Source organism: Microbacterium sp. AR7-10, assembly GCF_001878835.1.
GTDB classification, from domain to species: Bacteria; Actinomycetota; Actinomycetes; order Actinomycetales; family Microbacteriaceae; genus Microbacterium; species Microbacterium commune.
The window spans coordinates 83,327-101,956 of record NZ_MJIR01000044.1 but is presented as its reverse complement, the minus strand read 5'-3'; the positions used below and the strand labels follow the sequence as shown (position 1 = coordinate 101,956).

The window sequence follows — 18,630 nt, the reverse complement described above, 5'->3', positions numbered from 1 at the left end:
GGATACTCACTCGGAGTCGACGAACCGCACGCCCGAGGGGTGCGCTGCGGACGGCCTGCTCGAGGCGCGCCGCACGCCGACCTCGCCCAGGGCCGTGCGGGCGGCGTCCATCGCGACCGAGCCGCCGTAGCCGCGACGGGCGAGCTGCCCGTGCAGTCGGCGCAGCGCCGTGTCGTAGTCGAGGCGGCTCATGCCGGATGCCTTGCTGCGGGCGAAGTCCAGTGCCCGCTCGGCATCGTCGTCGGGCAGCTCTGCGAGTGCGTCGTCGATGATGTCTCGCGCGATGCCGCGCTGCGCCAGCGAACGAGCCAGGGCGATGCGCCCCTGCCCCTTGCGCTCCGATCCGGAGATCACCAGCAGCGACGCGAGCGTGTGATCGTCGAGATAGCTCCTGCGCAGGAACTCGTCGACGACGTCTTCGACCGCGTTCCGATCGAGGCCGTTGTCCCGCAGCACCGACCGCGCCTCCGAGACCGACAGCTGCTTGGCTCGCAGTCGGCGCACCAGCGCCGCCTCCGCGCGCTGACGGATCTCATCGGCATCCGGTTCGCTCGGCGCAGACACGTCGTGCTGATCACTCGGATCGTCGACCCGTGGTTCTGGCTGCAGGGGTGCGGCCTCCACGGAGCCCGTGGAGGGACCGGCACCCCGCGTGCCGCCGAACAGCGGGATGACAGGAGCGATCCTGTCGTTCGAGGACATCACGCCGGGCGGCGCTCGGCGAGCTCGTCGACGGTGGCCTCCGCCTTGACGCCGACGCCGAGCTTCTGCTTGATCTGCGTCTCGATCGCCATGGCGATGTCGTCGTTCTTGATCAGGAAGTTGCGCGCGTTCTCCTTGCCCTGACCGAGCTGGTCGCCGTCGTAGGTGTACCACGAGCCGGACTTCTTGACGATGCCGTGCTCGACGCCGAAGTCGATGAGGCTGCCCTCTCGCGAGATGCCGATGCCGTAGAGGATGTCGAACTCCGCCTGCTTGAAGGGCGGGGCCATCTTGTTCTTGACGACCTTGACGCGGGTGCGGTTTCCGACCGCCTCGGTGCCGTCCTTCAGCGTCTCGATGCGACGGATGTCGAGGCGGACAGAGGCGTAGAACTTCAGCGCCTTACCACCGGCCGTGGTCTCGGGCGAGCCGAAGAACACGCCGATCTTCTCGCGCAGCTGGTTGATGAAGATCGCGGTGGTCTTGGTCTGGTTCAGGCCACCGGTCAGCTTTCGCAGCGCCTGCGACATGAGTCGGGCCTGCAGACCGACGTGCGAGTCGCCCATCTCACCCTTGATCTCCGCCTCGGGGACGAGGGCGGCGACGGAGTCGATGACGACGAGGTCGATCGCGCCGGAGCGGATCAGCATGTCGGCGATCTCGAGCGCCTGCTCACCCGTGTCAGGCTGCGAGACGAGCAGCTGGTCGATGTCCACGCCGAGCTTGCGTGCGTACTCGGGGTCGAGCGCGTGCTCGGCGTCGATGAACGCGGCGATGCCCCCCGCACGCTGGGCGTTGGCGATCGCGTGCAGCGTCAGCGTGGTCTTACCGGACGACTCGGGTCCGTAGATCTCGATGATGCGTCCGCGGGGCAGACCTCCGATGCCGAGGGCGACGTCGAGGGCGATCGACCCGGTCTGGATGACCTCGACGGGGGCGCGCTCGTCGCTGCCCAGTCGCATGATCGATCCCTTGCCGAACTGACGCTCGATGTGCGCGAGTGCGGAGTCCAGGGCCTTCTCGCGGTCGTCGGTGGATGGCATGACGTGCTCCTCTGTATCTCGAAGTTCTGCCGCCTGTAGGCTGTCGCGGCCGTTCCGGATGGAGTGACTCTGCGACAAGGCGCATGGCTCAGTGCCACATCCTTCACCGTAGGAGCGGCCACCGACATTCGGTCGGCGACAGCGTCTGATGTGGAGAAGATGACCTCAGGACCACTTGCGCAGAACATTACGCGGCCGTCGAACACATCTTCGACGACACGCCGGAATGAGCTGTCCGAGTTTCGTTTCAGCGCTCGCGCGGCTCGAGCCGTCCCACACCGTACCGACGCGTGGGTGGTACGTCCGCCTCGTCGCACAGCGCGACCCAGATGTCGCGCGGCGGCACACCGGCATCCAGTGCCTCACGTGCTGTCCGCCCGAGCGAGCCGAGGATGAGGTCGTGCACGAGCGAGTCCGCGCGGCCGCCGAACTCGTCGTCGACCGCGCGGAGGAACTCGCTGCGTCGCATGGGGAGGGTGCGCCGGGGCGTCAGTGCAGCGACAGCTCGGGCTCGACCTCGGCGACGAGGTCGTCCGGAACCACATCCGGGAAGGGGCTGAGGCCCTCGAGAACGGAGATGCGGTCGCCCACTTCGCGCATGATCGTCGAGATGGGCACATCCAGCGCTTCGGCGACCGAGGCGAGGATCTCGCTCGACGCCTCCTTCTGACCGCGCTCGACCTCGCTCAGGTAGCCGAGGGCCACGGAGGCCTTGCTCGCGACCTGGCGCAGGGTGCGACCCTTCTGCAGGCGGAAGTCCCGCAGCACATCGCCGATTTCCTGTCTGACGAGGATCATCGGAACCTCCTCTCCTTTGCGTCACCTGGAGTCTGCTCCGAGGGGACGGCCAGTCTAACCCGATCGGGTGTCGTTGAATCTACTGTTTCTCGCTGTGCTTGAGTTGTGAGTACGCGACGTGTCACGTAGAGGAGAACCTCGCCCGCCGCGGGGCTATTCCCGCACCGCCGCCAGCGCTTCCGCCAGTGCCGCGACCGTCGCCCGCTCGCGGATCTCAGCCCGCGTTCCCTCGAACCGGTACGGGATGCTGCGGACGCCGTCCGGTGAGGCGATCCCGATGTGCACCGTGCCGACCGGCTGACCATCGGGCGAGTCGGGACCGGCGATCCCCGTCGTCCCGATGCCGACATCGGCCGGGCGCCCGTCGACGGCCACGGCGCGCCGCACGCCTTGGGCCATCTGCGCGGCCACGTCGGGATGGACGGCCCCGTGCTCGGCGAGCAGCGCGGCGTCGACCCCGAGCAGGGTGTGCTTGACCGGTGTCGCGTACGCGACGACCCCGCCCAGCAGGGTCGCCGAGGCACCGGGAACGGATACGACCTGAGAGCAGACCGCACCTCCGGTGAGCGACTCCGCCACGCCCAGCGTCCAGCCCCGCTGACGAAGAGCGGCGACCAGCAGCTCGGCCTGGGTCATCCGCTCCTCCGGCGGCCGCGCACCTGCGCGACGAGATAGTCGATCCCGCTCGCGACGGTGAGCACGAGCGCCAGGATCATCAGCACCTGCGTGACGACCACCCAGGCGGCCTGACCGACGAGACCGTGCAGCGGAAGCAGCGCCCAGCTCAGCGCGACGCCCTGCACGACGGTCTTGATCTTGCCCATCCAGGCCGCCGCGACCACGTGCTCGTGCACGAGAGTGAAGCGGTGGATGGTGATCGCCCATTCCCGCACGAGGATGACGATGATGATCCACCACGGGACCTCGCCGAGAATGGCGAGTCCGATGAAGCCCGCGCCGGTGAGCAGCTTGTCCGCGATCGGATCCCACAGCTTCCCGAAATCGCTCACGATGTCGTATCTGCGTGCGAGGTAGCCGTCGATCCAGTCGGTCGAGATGGCGAGCACGAACAGGCCGGCAGCCACCCAGCGAAGCACGATGTCGTCGGCGCCGAACGTGCCGGCCAGCAGCAGGAGGATGAAGAAGACGACCGCGAGGGGGATGCGGGCGATCGTGATCGCGTTGGGAAGCTGCCGTGGAATGGTCATCAGTCGCGTCCCGTCAGTCCCCAGGCGTCTTCGTCGCCGTCGTCATCGCTCTCGACCACGGGCAGGCCCTCGAACTGCTCGGCCACCGGGTCCCGCCCGTACGGATCGCCGCCGGCGGATGCGCTCGCAGACGCGGTGGCAGGCGCGGCCGGCGCCGGTGCATCCTCTCCGCGCAGCTTCGCGAGCACGCCGGGCAGCTGCTCGGAGGTCACCAGCACGTCGCGGGCCTTCGAGCCCTCGGAGGGCCCGACGATCTCGCGCGACTCGAGCAGATCCATGAGCCGACCGGCCTTGGCGAAGCCGACGCGCAGCTTGCGCTGCAGCATCGAGGTCGACCCGAACTGCGACGACACGATCAGCTCGGCCGCGGCGAGCAGCAGCTCGAGATCGTCGCCGATGTCCTCGTCGACCTCCTTCTTGCGTGCCTCCGCCGACTCCTGCACGTCGGGACGGTACTCCGGTCTGGCCTGCTGCGTGACGTGCTTGACGACCGCGGAGATCTCGGCCTCGTCCACCCAGGCGCCCTGCAGCCGGAAGGGCTTCGACGACCCCATCGGCGAGAACAGGGCGTCACCCTGACCGATCAGCTTGTCGGCGCCGGGAGCGTCGAGGATGACGCGGCTGTCGGTGACGCTCGTCACGGCGAACGCCAGACGTGAGGGCACGTTCGCCTTGATCAGACCCGTGACCACGTCGACGCTGGGGCGCTGCGTGGCGAGCACGAGGTGGATGCCCGATGCTCGCGCCAGCTGAGTGATGCGCACGATCGAGTCCTCGACGTCTCGAGGGGCGACCATCATCAGATCGGCGAGCTCGTCGACGACGACCAGCAGGTACGGGTACGGCTTGAGCACGCGCTCGCTGCCCGGCGGCACCTGCACCTCGCCCGCGCGGACGGCCTTGTTGAAGTCGTCGATGTGACGGTAGCCGAACGACGCCAGGTCGTCGTAGCGCATGTCCATCTCCTTCACGACCCACTGCAGCGCCTCGGCGGCCTTCTTCGGGTTCGTGATGATGGGGGTGATCAGGTGCGGGACGCCCGCGTAGTTGGTCAGCTCGACGCGCTTGGGGTCGATCAGCACCATGCGCACATCGGCGGGCCTGGCGCGCATGAGCAGGCTGGTGATCATCGAGTTGACGAAGCTGGACTTTCCCGACCCGGTCGATCCTGCGACGAGGAGATGCGGCATCTTGGCCAGGTTCGCCACGACGATGTTGCCGCCCACGTCCTTGCCGACGCCGATCGTCAGGGGGTGCGTGCTCTTCTGCGCCGCGGTCGAGCGCAGCACGTCGCCGAGCGCGACGGTCTCCTTGTCGACGTTGGGGATCTCGATGCCGATCGCGCTCTTGCCCGGGATGGGCGACAGGATCCGCACGTCGTTCGATGCGACCGCGTAGGCGAAGTTGTTGCTCAGCTGCAGGATCTTCTCGACCTTGACGCCGTGGCCGACCTCGACCTCGTACTGCGTGACCGTCGGGCCGCGCGAGAACCCGGTGACCTTCGCATCGACCTTGAACTGCTCGAGCACGCTGGTGATCTGCTCGATCGTGCGGTCGGTGGCATCCGAGCGCACCACCGGCGGCGGTCCGGACTTCAGGACGGCGGTCGAGGGGAGCACGTAGGGCGCAGCCGGCGCGTGGATCCCCTTCTCCCCCGGGCCCTCCGTTCCGAAGCCGTCCAGGCCGGGCAGCTCTCCCGTGGAGCCCGAGTCGTCGAGCAGTGCGGTGGTGTTCTGCTCGCCGAGCAGCCCGGTGAGGGCGCTGACGTCGGAGAGCACCTCGGTCGCCGCATCCGCTCCGGCGTGCACGGTCGGCTCGTCGTCGACGATGACCGCCTGGTCGTACGCCGTCTTCTGCGCCGGCTCGTCGAAGAGCGCCGTGATGGCCTGGGAGTCGACGTCGTCGTCCGGCGTCTCCTCTCGCCCGCTCTTGTTGCGTCGCCACCACGGGAGCGCATCGTCCTTCTCGGCGGCGTCGTCGTCGGCTGCGGCCGCCTCTTCAGCGGTCGGGCGAAGCGGACGCTCCGCGCCGAACATCCACGCGTACAGGTCGCCCAGTCGCTCGCCGATGCGGTTCGGGGGCGTCTTGGTCAGGATCAGGATGCTGAGCGCCGTCAGCATCGCGAGGACGATGTACGCGACGACCGGGGTCAGGAAGGCGAGCGGCTCGCCGAGCATCCATCCGAAGAGGCCCCCGGCGGCGCTGAGCTCCGGCATCCCGTCGCGCGGCTGCGGCCGGACGATCGTGCCGGTCGCGCCGACGACGCCAGATGCGACGTGCAGGATGCCGGCGAGCGAGAGCACTAAGAGTCCGAACCCGATCCCGATCCGCCCGTTGTCATGCACCGACGAGGGATGCCGGAACAGCCACCCCGCGAGGAGCAGCAGCAGCACGGGAAGCACGAACGCCACCCGGCCGACCAGCAGACCCCAGGTGAACGCGCTGATGTTCTGCGCGACGACGTTGCCGATGAAGAACCACTCGACGACACCGCCGACGATCGCGAACAGCACGAGCAGCAGCGGGAAGCCGTCGCGTCGCTGGTCCTTCTCGAGATTCTCCGGGCCGAAGGCGCGGAACAGTCCACCGACGCCGTGCGCGAGCCCGAGCCACATGCGCACGCCGAGTGGCGGCCGCTCGGCCTCGTCGATGTACTTCTTCGGGGCCGGAGCGGCTTTCGCGCTCGATCGAGCGGGCGTCTGCCGCTTCGGGCGAGACGAGCTCGCGCTCTCGGACGCGCGCTCGGACTTGGTGGTGCTCCTGGCCATGTGTTCCACGGTACGGCCGACCGCGGACAACCGCCCGCAGTGACGCGGCTTTGCGCGGTATCAGGCCTCGATCACGAGCGGCACGATCATCGGGCGACGGCGCAGCTTCTGGTTCACCCAGCGTCCGATCGTACGGCGGATGATCTGCGAGAGCGCGTGGTTGTCGCGCACCCCGTTGCGGGCGGCCTCTTCGAGCGCGGCGACGATCTTCGGCGTGATGTCGTCGAAGACCCGGTCGTCCTCGGCGACGCCGCGCGCGTGGATCTCGGGGCCGGACACGATGCGCCCGGTCGAGGAGTCCACGACGACGATGATCGAGACGAAACCCTCTTCGCCGAGGATGCGGCGGTCCTTGAGGTCGGCGTCGGTGATGCCTCCCACGGTCGACCCGTCGACGTACACGAAGCCGATGTCGAGCTGACCGGCGACCCGAGCCTCACCGTCGCGCAGGTCGATGATGGTGCCGTTGCCTCCGACGATCGTGCGCTCCTCAGGCACACCGGTGGCCTGGGCCAGCTTGGCGTTGGCGATGAGGTGACGGTACTCGCCGTGCACCGGGAGCACGTTCTTCGGCTTCAGGATGTTGTAGCAGTAGATCAGCTCGCCTGCGGCGGCATGGCCGGAGACGTGCACCTTGGCGTTGGCCTTGTGCACCACGTCGGCGCCGAGCTTCGTGAGCCCGTCGATCACGCGGTACACCGCGTTCTCGTTGCCGGGGATGAGGCTCGAGGCGAGGATGACGGTGTCGCCGTCACCCGGCTCGATCGCGTGGTCGAGGTTGGCCATGCGACTCAGCACCGCCATGGGCTCGCCCTGCGACCCGGTCGACATGTACACGATCTTGTCGTCGGGCAGATCGCGGGCCTTCTTGTAGTCGATCAACACGTTCGCGGGCACCTTGAGATAGCCCAGCTGCTCGGCGATGGTCATGTTGCGCACCATGCTGCGGCCGAGGAACGCCACGCGACGCCCGTGGGCGTGCGCGGCGTCGATGACCTGCTGCACGCGGTGCACGTGGCTGGAGAAGCTGGCGACGATGACCCGACGTCGTGCCTTGCCGATGACCTGCTCGAGCACAGGTCCGATCGACCGCTCGGTGGGCGTGAAGCCGGGCACGTCGGCGTTGGTGGAGTCGACGAGGAACAGGTCGACGCCCTCCTCGCCCAGACGCGCGAAGGCGCGCAGGTCGGTGATCCGCCCGTCGAGGGGCAGCTGGTCCATCTTGAAGTCGCCGGTGGCGAGGGCCAGTCCGGCCGGGGTGCGGATGGCGACAGCCAGGGCATCCGGGATCGAGTGGTTGACCGCGATAAACTCGAGGTCGAACGGTCCGACCTTCTCCTCCTGACCCTCCTTGACGGTGAGGGTGAAGGGCTTGATCCGGTGCTCCTTGAGCTTCGCCTCGACGAGCGCCAGCGTGAGCCCCGACCCGATCAGCGGGATGTCCTGCTTCAGGCGCAGCAGGTACGGCACCGCGCCGATGTGGTCTTCGTGGCCGTGCGTGAGCACCACGCCGACCACATCGTCGAGCCGGTGCTTGATCGGCTCGAAGTCGGGCAGGATCAGATCGACGCCGGGCTGGTGCTCCTCGGGGAAGAGCACACCGCAGTCGACGATGAGGATCTTGCCCTCGTACTCGAACGTGGTCATGTTGCGCCCGACCTCGCCCAGACCGCCCAGCGGGGTGACCCGCAGCGTTCCGGGGGCGAGCGGCTCGGGTTCGGCGAGGGGGAAGGACATTCGGTCTCCTCAGGCGGGCAGACGAGGCCCGGTCATGTCGTCGTCAGCGCGAAACCGCGCTCATCGTGTGGTGCCGTGCACCTTGGGCAGTGCGCCGCCCGCGGCCGCGTTGCGGTCGGGACGGAAGTTCGAGAAGTCCGCGCCGGCGACGTCCGTGACGAGGGCGAGCTCGTCCTCGATGAGAGCCGCCTCCCACTCCTCCGGTCCGACGAGGGGCAGACGCACGCGCGGGCTGTTGATGCGGCCGAGCCCGTGCAGGATGTACTTGGCCGAGACCGTGCCCGGCACGTGCGTCATCGCGGCCCGCACCAGCGGCTCGAGCCGCTTGTGCTCGGCGGTCGCGGTGGCGAGGTCGCCGCGGTTCACCGCGTCGACGATCGTGCGGTACGGCGCGGAGGTGATGTTGGCGGTGACCCCGATCATGCCGGTTGCCCCGATCGACAGGTGCGGGAGCACGTTCGAGTCGTCGCCGGAGAAGTACATCAGGTCGGTCTGGTTCAGCACGCGGCTGACCTCGCTGAAGTCGCCCTTGGCGTCTTTCACCGCGAGGATGTTGGGGTGCTTGGCGAGGCGCAGGATGGTCTCGTACTTGATGGGCACGCCGGTGCGACCGGGGATGTCGTAGAGGATGACCGGGAGGTCGGTGGCGTCGGCCACGAGCCGGAAGTGGGTCAGGATGCCCGCCTGCGTCGGCTTGTTGTAGTACGGGGTGACGATCATGATGCCGTCGGCGCCGGCCTTCTCGCTGGCCTTGTACAGCTCGATGGCGTGCGCGGTCTCGTTGGATCCGCCGCCGGTGATGATCTTCGCGCGTCCGGCCGAGACGTCCTTGCCCACCTCGACGAGACGGATCTTCTCGTCGTCGGTGAGGGTGGAGGTCTCACCGGTCGTGCCGGTGACGACGATGCCGTCGGCACCGTCGCTGATGACGCGGTCCATGTGCTTCTCGGTGGCGGGCCAGTCGACCTCTCCGTCGGCGGTCATCGGGGTGACCAGCGCGACGAGCACCTGTCCGAAGGGATTATCCGCGTGCGTCATCCTCTCAGCGTAGCGTTTCAGTGCCTGGCATCGGGACCGCGCGTCAGACGCGGCCTCGACGCGCGACGCCCGAGGTCAGCCGGCTGGGCAGCAGGCGCGCGAGCGCGACGATGAGCTTGTACCGCAGCGACGGGATCGACACGGGTCGTCCGAGCGCGGCATCCCGCAGTCCGGCGCGCACGACGCGCGGCGCATCGAGCCACATGATGGCGGGCACGCCCTCCTGCCCCGGGGTCAGTCCCATCCGCTCATGGAAGCTCGTGTGCGTGAATCCGGGGCACAGCGCCGTCACGCTGACGCCGTCGCGCCCGTACTCGTCGTTCGCCCACCGGCTGAACTCGATCAGCCACGACTTGCACGCGGAGTAGGTGGAACGGGAGATGAAGCCGGCCACGGACGCCACGTTGATGATCCGCCCGCCTCGGCCGCGCATGGCGCGGATGGCGGCGTGCATGAGGCGCATCGACGCCTCGACGTGCACACGCAGGTGCCGCACCTCGTCGTCGATCGGGTTGTCCGCGAAGTGCAGGGGCAGGCCGAAACCGGCGTTGTTGACGAGCAGGTCGACGGGCGCGGCGGAATCGGCGACGCGGTCCGCCACGCGCTGCACCTCGGTGTCGATCGCCAGGTCGGCGACCATCACCTCGACGTGCACGCCGTGCTCGTCGCGCAGCTGCGCCGCCAGCGTCTCGAGGGCGTCTGCGCTGCGCGCGACGAGCACGAGGTCGGCATGACGCGCGGCGAGCTGGCGCGCGAACTCCGCGCCGAGTCCGGCGCTGGCTCCGGTGATGAGTGCGGTGGGCATCAGTGCTCGTATCCGAGGAAGCGGTATCGGATGCCGGTGCGGGACGTCTGCCACTCCCCCTCGTCGATCAGACGCCAGCCGTCGACCGACGGCGCGTACGCGTCGCCGTCGACCTCGATGTCGAGCTCGGTGACCTCGAGGCGGTCGGCGTCGCCGATCACCTGTCGGAAGATCTCCGCTCCCCCGATGATCCACACCCGCTCCTGACCGCGCACGGCCTCCGCGATGCCGGCTGCCCGGCGCGCGCCCTCCGCGCTCCAGTCCTGACTGCGCGTGACGACGATGTTCTCGCGGTCCGGCAGGGGGCGGAAGCGCTCGGGCAGGGAGTCCCAGGTGCGCCGGCCCATGATCACGGGCGTGCCGGAGGTGGTCTCCTTGAAGTGCGCGAGATCCTCCGCCACGTGCCAGGGCATCCCTCCGTCGGCGCCGATCACGCCGCCTCTTGCCTGCGCCCAGATGAGTCCCGTCCAGGTTCCCCGGGTGGGCACGGCGCTCACACCGCCACCGCCGCACGGATCGCCGGGTGGTGCTGATAGCCCTCGACGACGAAGTCCTCGTAGCGGTAGTCGAGGATCGACTCCGGCCTGCGCGCGAACCTCAGCGCGGGGTACGGGTACGGTTCCCTGGACAGCTGCTCGCGCACCTGCTCGACGTGGTTGTCGTAGATGTGGCAGTCGCCGCCGGTCCAGACGAAGTCGCCGGGCTCGAGACCGGTCTGCTGCGCGACCATGAGGGTCAGCAGCGCGTACGAGGCGATGTTGAACGGGACCCCGAGGAACAGGTCGGCGCTGCGCTGGTAGAGCTGGCACGACAGCCTGCCGTCGGCGACGTAGAACTGGAACAGGGCGTGGCACGGAGCGAGCGCCATGTCGGGGATGTCGGCGGGGTTCCACGCCGAGACGATGAGCCGGCGCGAGTCCGGGGTCGCCCTGATCTGGTCGATGACCTGCGACAGCTGGTCGATGCTGCCGCCGTCAGGCGTCGGCCAGGAGCGCCACTGCACTCCGTACACCGGGCCGAGGTCGCCGGACTGGTCGGCCCACTCGTCCCAGATGCTCACGCCGTTCTCCTGCAGCCAGCGCACGTTCGAGTCGCCGCGCAGGAACCACAGCAGCTCGTAGGCGATCGACTTGAAGTGCACGCGCTTGGTGGTGATCAGAGGGAATCCCTGCGCGAGGTCGAACCGGATCTGCCGACCGAAGACGCTGGTGGTGCCCGTGCCGGTGCGATCGTCCTTGTGGGTGCCGGATTCCAGCACGTCACGCAGCAGATCTTCGTAGGGTGTCGGCACGACTGCACTCATGCCAGCAACGATACGTCACGGGATGTCACACTCGGCTGCGACGGTGTCGTTCGACGTAGCCTCGACGTATGCCTCTGACGACCGCCCTGCTGATGGTGGGAGCCCTGCTGCTCGTGACGGTCGTCATCGGGCTCGTCTGGCGCGCGGGAGACGGGCGCCGTCGTCGCGCAGCGGGCCGCCTGGACGTGAACCGCCTCGGCCTCGAGCCGGGCCGCGCGACCCTCGTCCTCTTCAGCACCGAGACCTGCGCTCGCTGCCCGCAGGTGCGCCGGATGCTGCATGACGTGCTCGCCGAGCGCGATGCGATCGACGTGCACGATGTCGACCTCACCCGCCGCGCCGACCTGGCTGCCGAGAACCGCATCCTCAGCACCCCCACGACCCTGCTCGTCGACGCGCAGGCCCGCGTCGTGGCCCGCTTCGTCGGTGTGCCGCGCCGCGACGACATCATCGGCGCTCTCGACGAGCTGCCCGCCCTCCAGGAGACCGCATGACCGCACCCGCCGGAATCGACCCGCGGGCTCCGCGCTTCGCCGCATGGATCACCTCCGCCCTGCTCCTCATCGCAACCGTCCTGGCGTTGACCGGCGTGGCCGCGTCGAGCGCGCAGGCCACGTTCGGGTGGTTCGCCTACCAGCCGCTGTCATCGTCGGTCTTCCCCGGTGATCAGTGGGCGATCGGCACGGCATCCGTCGGCCAGCGGGCATCCGACCCCGGCTTCGTCGTCGCGGCGATCGCTGCGGCGCTGTTCGTGTGGGGGCTCGCCTCTCCGTCGACCTCGCCCTGGGCGGTGCTGTTCCGCACGGCCGTCCGCCCCCGTCTGGCCCCTCCTGCCGACCTCGAGGATCCGCGTCCGCCACGCTTCGCCCAGGGCGTGGGCCTGTTCGTCGTCGGAACGGGGCTGGTGCTGCACCTGGCGGGTGTGCCTCTCGCCCTCCCGATCACGACGGCGGCGGCGTTCGTCGCCGCATTCCTCAACGCGGCGTTCGGCTTCTGCCTGGGCTGCCAGATCTATCTGCTGCTGCAGCGTGCGGGTCTGTTCGCTCGCAGCGGCGCAGCCACCTGATCTGTTCCGACGCAGCCCCCGTCTGGATAGGCTGGCCGGGCGACGCGAACCCGCGTGCGATGCGACGAGCGATTCTCGGAGGAACAATGACCGTCACCAGCGAAGCCGCGACCACCTGGACCGGATCCCTGATGGAGGGCTCGGGCACCGTGGCCTTCTCGAGCTCGAACCTCGGCACCTTCCCGATCGACTGGAAGTCGCGCAGCGAAGGATCCGAGTCGACCACGACCCCGGAGGAGCTCATCGCCGCAGCGCACGCCTCGTGCTTCAGCATGGCGCTCTCGCACGCGCTCGCCGAGAACGGCACCCCGCCTGAGCGTGTGAACACGTCGGCATCGGTCACGTTCAAGCCCGGCACCGGCATCACCGGCAGCCACCTGAACGTGAACGCGAGCGTTCCCGGACTCACCCCGGAGAAGTTCCAGGAGATCGCCGAGGGCGCCAAGACCGGATGCCCGGTCTCGCAGGCACTCGCCGGCATCGAGATCACCCTCGAGGCCAGCCTCGCCTGATCCCCGTCGTCAGAGCCGCGTCCGCGAGAGCCTGATCGCCTCGCGGATGCTGGCTCTGGCATCCTTCCGCCGCCCGGCGGCATCCTGCACCACACCCAGGCGGTATCGGGCGCGCCAGTCGCCCGGCTCCGACTGCACAGCCGCGCCGTACTGCCCGATCAGCGGCTCGATGTCCTCGCGCATCAGGCGACCGCTCGGTGTCAGGCGCTCCGGAGCCTCGGGCATGCCGCCCTCTGCGTCGAGCGTGCGTCCCAGCCGATCCGCAGCGAAGCCGAAGAGGAGCTCGCGCACCAGCGCCCACGCTCCGATCGGGGCGATCACGATCAACGCGATGGCCATCCCGATCGCCACCGGCGTCGCCACGCGGAGGAACATCACCGCCAGCCAGCCCGCGACCACGACGTAGAGCAGCAGCGCCGCGCCCATCACGGCCACCCCGATGCGTGAGCTCACGCGCGGGCCCTGATGCCGATGTCGACGATGTTCTCCAGCCCGACGACGACCCCCCGCGCGTCGCGCGCGAACGGAACCGCGAGCCGGATCCCCGGGGCGTAGGCCGCCGCGGAGTCGACCGTGTCGTGCACGATCGTCAGTGTCTCTCCCGGGCCCGACAGGATGGCCTCCTGCCTGGCGATGACACCCGGGCGACGCAGCGAGTGCACGGGCACGCCGGCGACCTGCTGTCCGCGGGCCCGCTGGTCGACGTGCGGCGCCTGGAACGGGCCCTGCGCCTCGCGCGCGGCGGTCATCAGCTCGGCGGTGCGCACCGCGGTGCCGCTGGGCGAGTCGATCTTGCGATCGTGATGCGCCTCGATGATCTCCGCGGAGGCGAAGAACGGGGCGGCTGCGGCTGCCAGGGCCGACCCCAGCGCGGAGCCCAGGGAGAAGTTCGGGATGAACACCGCACCGGTGCCGGCGGCGTCGACCAGTGAGCGCACCGGCGCGATGCGCTCCTGCGACCATCCTGAGGTGCCGACGAGCACGTTGATGCCGCGCTGCACTGCCGCTCGGACCACGTCGATGCTCACCGCGGGGATCGAGGCGTCGATGACGAGGTCGGCGCCGTCCATCTCGGCCAGGTCGCTGCCCGACCCGAGCACGGAGCGCACCTCGAAACCGTCGAGCTGGTCGATCACCCCGTGGATGATGCGTCCGAGGGAGCCTGTACCGCCGACGAGGGCGACCTGTGTCGTCATGATCCCAGTCTAGATTCGACCGCCGCGCTGATCTGTCGTGATGACCCGGGGCGTCGGCGAGTCAGACGAGGGCGCCCTCGGGCAGCCCGGTGCGCAGCTCCATCGGCAGATGGCCGAGGTCGTTGTGGCTGAGCAGCGTCCATGGCCGCCCCTGCTTCTGGGCGATCACGGTGAGCCCGCAGTGCGCCTGGTTGAGGGTCATCCACCGCCAGTCCGGGGCACCGAGCACCTCGCGCACGAACCACGAGATGACGAAGTTGTGGGTGATCAGCACCTCGTGCACGTCGCCGTTGCGGCGCCGCAGGAACTCGCCGACCGCATCGGCCATCTGCGCCGAGCCCGCCTCGATCTCGGCATCGCTGACAGACCCGAAGAACGGCTCGTACACCGATGGCACGTCCTCGTTCATGCCGCTGGGAACGCAGTCGAAGAGCAGAGCCGACGGCACCGGGTCGACCGACGGCAGCCGCGCCGCGATCGCGCGTGCCGTCTCGGCGGCACGCAGCAGCGGGGAATGCCAGACGGCATCGAGCGGCAGACCGGACAGGCGATCGGCGATCAGCTCCGCCTGACGCTGCCCTCGGGGCGAAAGGGGTCCGTCATCGACGCCGTGCTCGGCGTCTTGATGCTCACCGTGTCTGACCAGATATATGTAGTGCGTCACTGCCCGCTCACTTCAGCCCTTCCCCCTCGGAGGGGCGATTCCAGCTTAGGTCACCCCGCCGACACGCCGCCCAGGCGCGGCGCGATCCGCGCGGACTGCGCGTTCAGTCACCGGCGCGGGTGAGCTCGGCGACCTGCGAGCGCAGCAGGGAGACGCCTGCTCCCTGCATGAGCTCCTCGACGTGCTGGGGGGCGAATGCGTTCACGATCGGCGCCACCACCGTGCGCTGCGCGAGCAGCCAGGCGATCGACACGGCCGCGACGGGAACCGACAGCTCGGCGGCGACGCGGTCGAGCACCCGCAGCACGCGGATGCCACGGCGGTTGAGGTTGCCCTTCATCTGCTCGCCGCGGACGCCCACGGCCGCGGACTTGCTGCGGTGCTGACCGGAGAGGAATCCATGCTCGAGCGCGTGCGAAGGCGTGACGGCGAGGTTCTGAGCGCCGGCGACCAGGCGCAGATCGCCCTCGAATCCGCGCCGCCGCACGAGGTTGTACGGCTCGTCGACCACCTCGATGCGCGGATATCCGGCGGAGGCGAGAATCCTCGCCTCGACGAGGCGCTCCGCGGGAAAGCGGAACGCGCCCACCGAGCGGATCTTCCCCGCGTCGCGCAGCCACTCCACCGTGGCGAGGGTGTCCTCCAGCACCGAGCTGCTGTCGAGCGTGGCATCCAGGTACACCACATCGATGCAGTCGACGGCGAGTCGCGTGAGCGAGCCCTCGACCGCGCGCACGAGGTTCACCGAGCCGAGACCCGGGTTGTCGGCGTGGGATCCGATGCGGACACCCAGGCTGATGCGGTCGCGCAGGCCGCGGGCTCGAAGCCACTGCCCGATGATGTGCTCGCTTCGACCGCCGGAGAACCCGTCGGCGGTGTGCACCGCGTTGCCGCCGAACTCGACGTAGCGGTCGAGGATCGCGCTGCTGGTGTGCTGATCGATGCTCCAGCCGAACTCGGCGGCGCCGAGCATGAGCGGGAAGATCGAGAGTCCGGTCTCGCCGAGAGGCACCCGGATGCCCTCCCCCACACCGGGCCCCACCACGGGAATCGGCGCGGAGGGATGCGAGTCGAGGCCGGGCGCGGTGCTGGTCGGCGCGCCCGCCGTGCCGGCCGTCCCTGTGCCGAAGAGATTCACATCGCCACCCCCGTAGCTGCGCACCTCCGGTGCGTACTTCGAGGGTAGGCGAGCGCGCGCAGGGTTCAGGTCACGACAGCATCACCGGCGCGAAGTTCTCGTAACGGTTCGATCACATCGGATACGAAGAAACCCGGGATCGCGGCGGTGGGCGCACGATCCCGGGTTCCTCGGTCATGGATGCCGCTCAGCGGGCATCCGCACGGCTCACGCCTCAGCGGTCTCCGACTCGCCCTCCGCGGGCGCGTCGTCTGTGACCGGCTCGAGCGACAGCTTGCCGCGGTCGTCGATCTTGGTGATGCGCACGAGCAGCTTCTGGCCGACCGAGAGGACGTCGTCGACGTTCTCGACACGCTTTCCGCCGGCGAGCTTGCGCACCTCGGTGACGTGCAGCAGACCGTCCTTGCCCGGCAGCAGCGAGACGAAGGCGCCGAAGGTGGCGATCTTCACGACGGTGCCGAGGAACTGCTCGCCGACCTCCGGGTTGGTGGGGTTGGCGATCGCGTTCACCTGGGCGCGGGCGGCCTCGGCCGACGGGCCGTCGGTCGCGCCGATGTAGACGGTGCCGTCCTCCTCGATGGAGATCTGAGCCCCGGTCTCGTCCTGGATCGCGTTGATCGTCTTGCCCTTCGGCCCGATCAGCTCACCGATCTTGTCGACCGGGATCTGCACGCTGATGACGCGCGGCGCGGTCGGCGCCATCTCGTCGGGAGCGTCGATCGCGGCGTTCAGCACGTTGAGGATCGTCAGACGCGCGTCGCGCGCCTGCGTCAGCGCACCCGCGAGCACGGACGACGGGATGCCGTCGAGCTTGGTGTCGAGCTGGATCGCCGTGACGAACTCGCTCGTGCCCGCGACCTTGAAGTCCATGTCGCCCAGGGCGTCCTCGGCGCCGAGGATGTCGGTGAGAGCGGCGTAGCGGGTCTCACCGTCGACCTCGTCGGACACGAGGCCCATCGCGATGCCGGCGACCGGCGCGCGCAGCGGCACACCGGCGTTCAGCAGCGACAGGGTGGACGCGCAGACCGATCCCATCGAGGTGGAGCCGTTGGAGCTCAGCGCCTCGGAGACCTGACGGATCGCGTAGGGGAACTCCTCGCGGCTGGGCAGCACCGGCACGAGCGCACGCTCGGCGAGGAAGCCGTGCCCGATCTCGCGACGCTTCGGCGACCCGACGCGGCCGGTCTCGCCGGTCGAGTAGGGCGGGAAGTTGTAGTGGTGCATGTAGCGCTTGCTCGTGGTGGGCGAGAGCGAGTCGATCTGCTGCTCCATCTTGAGCATGTTCAGCGTGGTGACGCCCATGATCTGGGTCTCACCGCGCTGGAAGATCGCCGAGCCGTGCACGCGCGGGATGACCTGCACCTCTGCGTCGAGCGGGCGGATGTCGGCGAGGCCGCGGCCGTCGATGCGCACGCCGTCGGTGAGGATGCGTCCGCGGACGATCTTCTTGGTGACGGACTTGTACGCCGCGGAGAACTCCAGCGGGGCAGCCGCGGGCAGCTGGCCGGCCTCGGTCGCGTCGATGAGCTCCGCCTTGACGCGGTCCTTGATCGCGTCGTCGGCGTTCTGGCGCTCCTGCTTGTCGGCGATCTGGTAGACGCCGGTGAGCTCGTCGTAGGCGCGACCGGCCACGAAGTCGTAGACCTCCTGGCTGTACGCCGGGAAGACGGGGTAGACGCCGGGCTCCTTGGATGCCGTGGCGGCGAGCTCGGCCTGAGCCTTCACGAGCTGGGCGATGAACGGCTTCGCGGCCTCGAGGCCCTCGGCGACGACATCCTCGTTGGGCTTGGTCGCGCCGGCCTTGATCAGGTTCCAGCTGCCTTCGGTGGCCTCGGCCTCGACCATCATGATCGCGACGTCCTCGGTGCCGTCGGCCTTGGTGACCACGCGGCCGGCGACGATCAGGTCGAACACGGCCTCGGAGACCTGCTCGGCGTTGGGGAACGCGACCCACTGGTCGGCGTGCTCGCCCTGACCGGGGATGAAGGCGAGGCGCACACCGGCGATCGGGCCGGAGAACGGCAGACCCGAGATCTGCGTCGAGGCGGAGGCGGCGTTGATGGCCAGCGCGTCGTAGTACTCGCCGGGAGCGATCGACAGCACGGTGATGACGATCTGCACCTCGTTGCGCAGGCCGTCGACGAACGACGGGCGCAGCGGACGGTCGATCAGACGGCAGACGAGGATCGCCTCGGTGGAGGGGCGGCCCTCGCGGCGGAAGAACGAGCCGGGGATCTTGCCCGCGGCGTAGGAGCGCTCCTCGACGTCGACCGTCAGCGGGAAGAAGTCGAAGCCCTCACGCGGGTGCTTGCCCGCGCTGGTGGCCGACAGGAGCATGGTCTCGTCGTCGAGGTAGGCCGCGACCGAGCCCTGAGCCTGCTGGGCGAGGCGTCCGGTCTCGAAGCGGACGGTGCGGGTGCCGAATCGGCCGTTGTCGAGAACGGCTTCGGTGGCGGTGATTTCGGGACCTTCCAAGAGGTCTCTCCTTCTTTGTTTAGGCTCGCTCGCCCGTGTGGCGCGCGAGTTCTCGCGAAGGAGCGGATGCGGGCAGATATAAGCGCGCGGGGATCCCCGCCGATCTCGCCTGCGCTGGCCACCAGTAGAAGATCACCCGGCGCCGTGCGCGACGAGGAACCCACCACAGGGGACCAG

General features: G+C 69.1%; 20 protein-coding genes. 3 read left to right on the top strand and 17 right to left on the bottom strand.

All coding sequences use genetic code 11. The features are described 5' to 3' along the window. Positions 1–6: 6 nt before the first annotated feature. From BFN01_RS05640 to BFN01_RS05585, 12 genes are all read right to left on the bottom strand, one after another. Positions 7–564, bottom strand: a complete 558-nt coding sequence (locus BFN01_RS05640; protein WP_256221039.1) for a regulatory protein RecX — start codon at positions 562–564, stop codon at positions 7–9. A 137-nt stretch (positions 565–701) separates the two neighbouring features. Continuing rightward, positions 702–1,745 (bottom strand): recombinase RecA, encoded by a 1,044-nt coding sequence (recA, locus tag BFN01_RS05635; protein ID WP_071642386.1) that lies wholly within the window; start codon positions 1,743–1,745, stop codon positions 702–704. A gap of 247 nt (positions 1,746–1,992) precedes the next feature. Beyond that, a complete protein-coding gene (locus BFN01_RS05630; RefSeq protein WP_071642383.1) occupies positions 1,993–2,214 on the bottom strand; it encodes a DUF3046 domain-containing protein in 222 nt (73 codons plus the stop codon). Positions 2,215–2,234: 20 nt separating this feature from the next. After that, the gene (locus BFN01_RS05625; RefSeq protein WP_071642381.1) at positions 2,235–2,543 is read right to left on the bottom strand and encodes a helix-turn-helix domain-containing protein; all 309 of its coding nucleotides are present in this window, start codon (positions 2,541–2,543) and stop codon (positions 2,235–2,237) included. 153 nt (positions 2,544–2,696) lie between these two features. After that, a complete protein-coding gene (locus BFN01_RS05620; protein WP_071642378.1) occupies positions 2,697–3,179 on the bottom strand; it encodes a CinA family protein in 483 nt (160 codons plus the stop codon). Continuing rightward, positions 3,176–3,751 (bottom strand): CDP-diacylglycerol--glycerol-3-phosphate 3-phosphatidyltransferase, encoded by a 576-nt coding sequence (gene pgsA / locus BFN01_RS05615; protein WP_071642376.1) that lies wholly within the window; start codon positions 3,749–3,751, stop codon positions 3,176–3,178. The genes BFN01_RS05620 and pgsA overlap by 4 nt, the downstream gene beginning before the upstream one ends. After that, the gene (locus BFN01_RS05610; protein ID WP_071642374.1) at positions 3,751–6,519 is read right to left on the bottom strand and encodes a DNA translocase FtsK; all 2,769 of its coding nucleotides are present in this window, start codon (positions 6,517–6,519) and stop codon (positions 3,751–3,753) included. Before BFN01_RS05610 ends, pgsA begins: the two co-directional genes overlap by 1 nt. Positions 6,520–6,579: 60 nt before the next feature. Next, on the bottom strand, positions 6,580–8,256 hold the full coding sequence (locus BFN01_RS05605) for a ribonuclease J (protein ID WP_071642372.1): 1,677 nt from the start codon (positions 8,254–8,256) through the stop codon (positions 6,580–6,582). Positions 8,257–8,316: 60 nt separating this feature from the next. Further along, positions 8,317–9,294 (bottom strand): 4-hydroxy-tetrahydrodipicolinate synthase, encoded by a 978-nt coding sequence (gene dapA / locus BFN01_RS05600; protein WP_071642370.1) that lies wholly within the window; start codon positions 9,292–9,294, stop codon positions 8,317–8,319. Positions 9,295–9,337: 43 nt separating this feature from the next. Further along, positions 9,338–10,099 carry an SDR family oxidoreductase gene (locus tag BFN01_RS05595; protein WP_071642366.1) on the bottom strand — a complete coding sequence of 254 codons (762 nt, stop codon included), beginning with the start codon at positions 10,097–10,099 and terminating at the stop codon, positions 9,338–9,340. Further along, positions 10,099–10,512 (bottom strand): dihydrofolate reductase, encoded by a 414-nt coding sequence (locus BFN01_RS05590; protein ID WP_371260992.1) that lies wholly within the window; start codon positions 10,510–10,512, stop codon positions 10,099–10,101. Before BFN01_RS05590 ends, BFN01_RS05595 begins: the two co-directional genes overlap by 1 nt. 80 nt (positions 10,513–10,592) lie before the next feature. Then, a complete protein-coding gene (locus BFN01_RS05585) occupies positions 10,593–11,402 on the bottom strand; it encodes a thymidylate synthase (RefSeq protein WP_071642364.1) in 810 nt (269 codons plus the stop codon). A gap of 68 nt (positions 11,403–11,470) precedes the next feature. Here BFN01_RS05585 and BFN01_RS05580 point away from each other — a divergent pair, with 68 nt between their 5' ends. From BFN01_RS05580 to BFN01_RS05570, 3 genes are all read left to right on the top strand, one after another. Beyond that, on the top strand, positions 11,471–11,896 hold the full coding sequence (locus BFN01_RS05580; RefSeq protein ID WP_071642362.1) for a thioredoxin family protein: 426 nt from the start codon (positions 11,471–11,473) through the stop codon (positions 11,894–11,896). Next, the gene (locus tag BFN01_RS05575; RefSeq protein ID WP_071642360.1) at positions 11,893–12,468 is read left to right on the top strand and encodes a DUF4395 domain-containing protein; all 576 of its coding nucleotides are present in this window, start codon (positions 11,893–11,895) and stop codon (positions 12,466–12,468) included. Before BFN01_RS05580 ends, BFN01_RS05575 begins: the two co-directional genes overlap by 4 nt. A gap of 86 nt (positions 12,469–12,554) precedes the next feature. Further along, positions 12,555–12,980: an OsmC family peroxiredoxin gene (locus tag BFN01_RS05570; RefSeq protein WP_071642358.1), complete on the top strand. Its 426-nt coding sequence runs from the start codon at positions 12,555–12,557 to the stop codon at positions 12,978–12,980. A 9-nt stretch (positions 12,981–12,989) separates the two neighbouring features. Here the strand turns inward: BFN01_RS05570 and BFN01_RS15150 are convergent, their stop codons facing one another. The 5 genes from BFN01_RS15150 to BFN01_RS05545 form a co-directional block, all read right to left on the bottom strand. Continuing rightward, complete coding sequence (locus BFN01_RS15150) at positions 12,990–13,433, bottom strand: hypothetical protein (protein ID WP_071642356.1); 444 nt, start codon at positions 13,431–13,433, stop codon at positions 12,990–12,992. Further along, positions 13,430–14,176, bottom strand: a complete 747-nt coding sequence (gene dapB / locus BFN01_RS15145) for a 4-hydroxy-tetrahydrodipicolinate reductase (protein WP_071642354.1) — start codon at positions 14,174–14,176, stop codon at positions 13,430–13,432. Before dapB ends, BFN01_RS15150 begins: the two co-directional genes overlap by 4 nt. A 61-nt stretch (positions 14,177–14,237) precedes the next feature. After that, on the bottom strand, positions 14,238–14,840 hold the full coding sequence (locus tag BFN01_RS05555; protein ID WP_071642352.1) for a histidine phosphatase family protein: 603 nt from the start codon (positions 14,838–14,840) through the stop codon (positions 14,238–14,240). Between the two features lie 103 nt (positions 14,841–14,943). After that, positions 14,944–16,002, bottom strand: a complete 1,059-nt coding sequence (locus tag BFN01_RS05550; protein WP_256221038.1) for an aldo/keto reductase — start codon at positions 16,000–16,002, stop codon at positions 14,944–14,946. Between the two features lie 183 nt (positions 16,003–16,185). Further along, a complete protein-coding gene (locus tag BFN01_RS05545) occupies positions 16,186–18,453 on the bottom strand; it encodes a polyribonucleotide nucleotidyltransferase (RefSeq protein WP_071642349.1) in 2,268 nt (755 codons plus the stop codon). Positions 18,454–18,630: the final 177 nt, after the last annotated feature.

Coding starts and splice junctions, on each gene's coding strand:
- BFN01_RS05625 (WP_071642381.1), bottom strand. CDS start 2,543: ATGATCCTCGTCAGACAGGAAATCGGCGATGTGCTGCGGGACTTCCGC.
- recA (WP_071642386.1), bottom strand. CDS start 1,745: ATGCCATCCACCGACGACCGCGAGAAGGCCCTGGACTCCGCACTCGCG.
- BFN01_RS05605 (WP_071642372.1), bottom strand. CDS start 8,256: ATGTCCTTCCCCCTCGCCGAACCCGAGCCGCTCGCCCCCGGAACGCTG.
- BFN01_RS05590 (WP_371260992.1), bottom strand. CDS start 10,512: ATGCCCTGGCACGTGGCGGAGGATCTCGCGCACTTCAAGGAGACCACC.
- BFN01_RS05620 (WP_071642378.1), bottom strand. CDS start 3,179: ATGACCCAGGCCGAGCTGCTGGTCGCCGCTCTTCGTCAGCGGGGCTGG.
- BFN01_RS05585 (WP_071642364.1), bottom strand. CDS start 11,402: ATGAGTGCAGTCGTGCCGACACCCTACGAAGATCTGCTGCGTGACGTG.
- dapA (WP_071642370.1), bottom strand. CDS start 9,294: ATGACGCACGCGGATAATCCCTTCGGACAGGTGCTCGTCGCGCTGGTC.
- BFN01_RS05570 (WP_071642358.1), top strand. CDS start 12,555: ATGACCGTCACCAGCGAAGCCGCGACCACCTGGACCGGATCCCTGATG.
- BFN01_RS05575 (WP_071642360.1), top strand. CDS start 11,893: ATGACCGCACCCGCCGGAATCGACCCGCGGGCTCCGCGCTTCGCCGCA.
- BFN01_RS05595 (WP_071642366.1), bottom strand. CDS start 10,099: ATGCCCACCGCACTCATCACCGGAGCCAGCGCCGGACTCGGCGCGGAG.
- BFN01_RS05580 (WP_071642362.1), top strand. CDS start 11,471: ATGCCTCTGACGACCGCCCTGCTGATGGTGGGAGCCCTGCTGCTCGTG.
- dapB (WP_071642354.1), bottom strand. CDS start 14,176: ATGACGACACAGGTCGCCCTCGTCGGCGGTACAGGCTCCCTCGGACGC.
- BFN01_RS05630 (WP_071642383.1), bottom strand. CDS start 2,214: ATGCGACGCAGCGAGTTCCTCCGCGCGGTCGACGACGAGTTCGGCGGC.
- pgsA (WP_071642376.1), bottom strand. CDS start 3,751: ATGACCATTCCACGGCAGCTTCCCAACGCGATCACGATCGCCCGCATC.
- BFN01_RS05610 (WP_071642374.1), bottom strand. CDS start 6,519: ATGGCCAGGAGCACCACCAAGTCCGAGCGCGCGTCCGAGAGCGCGAGC.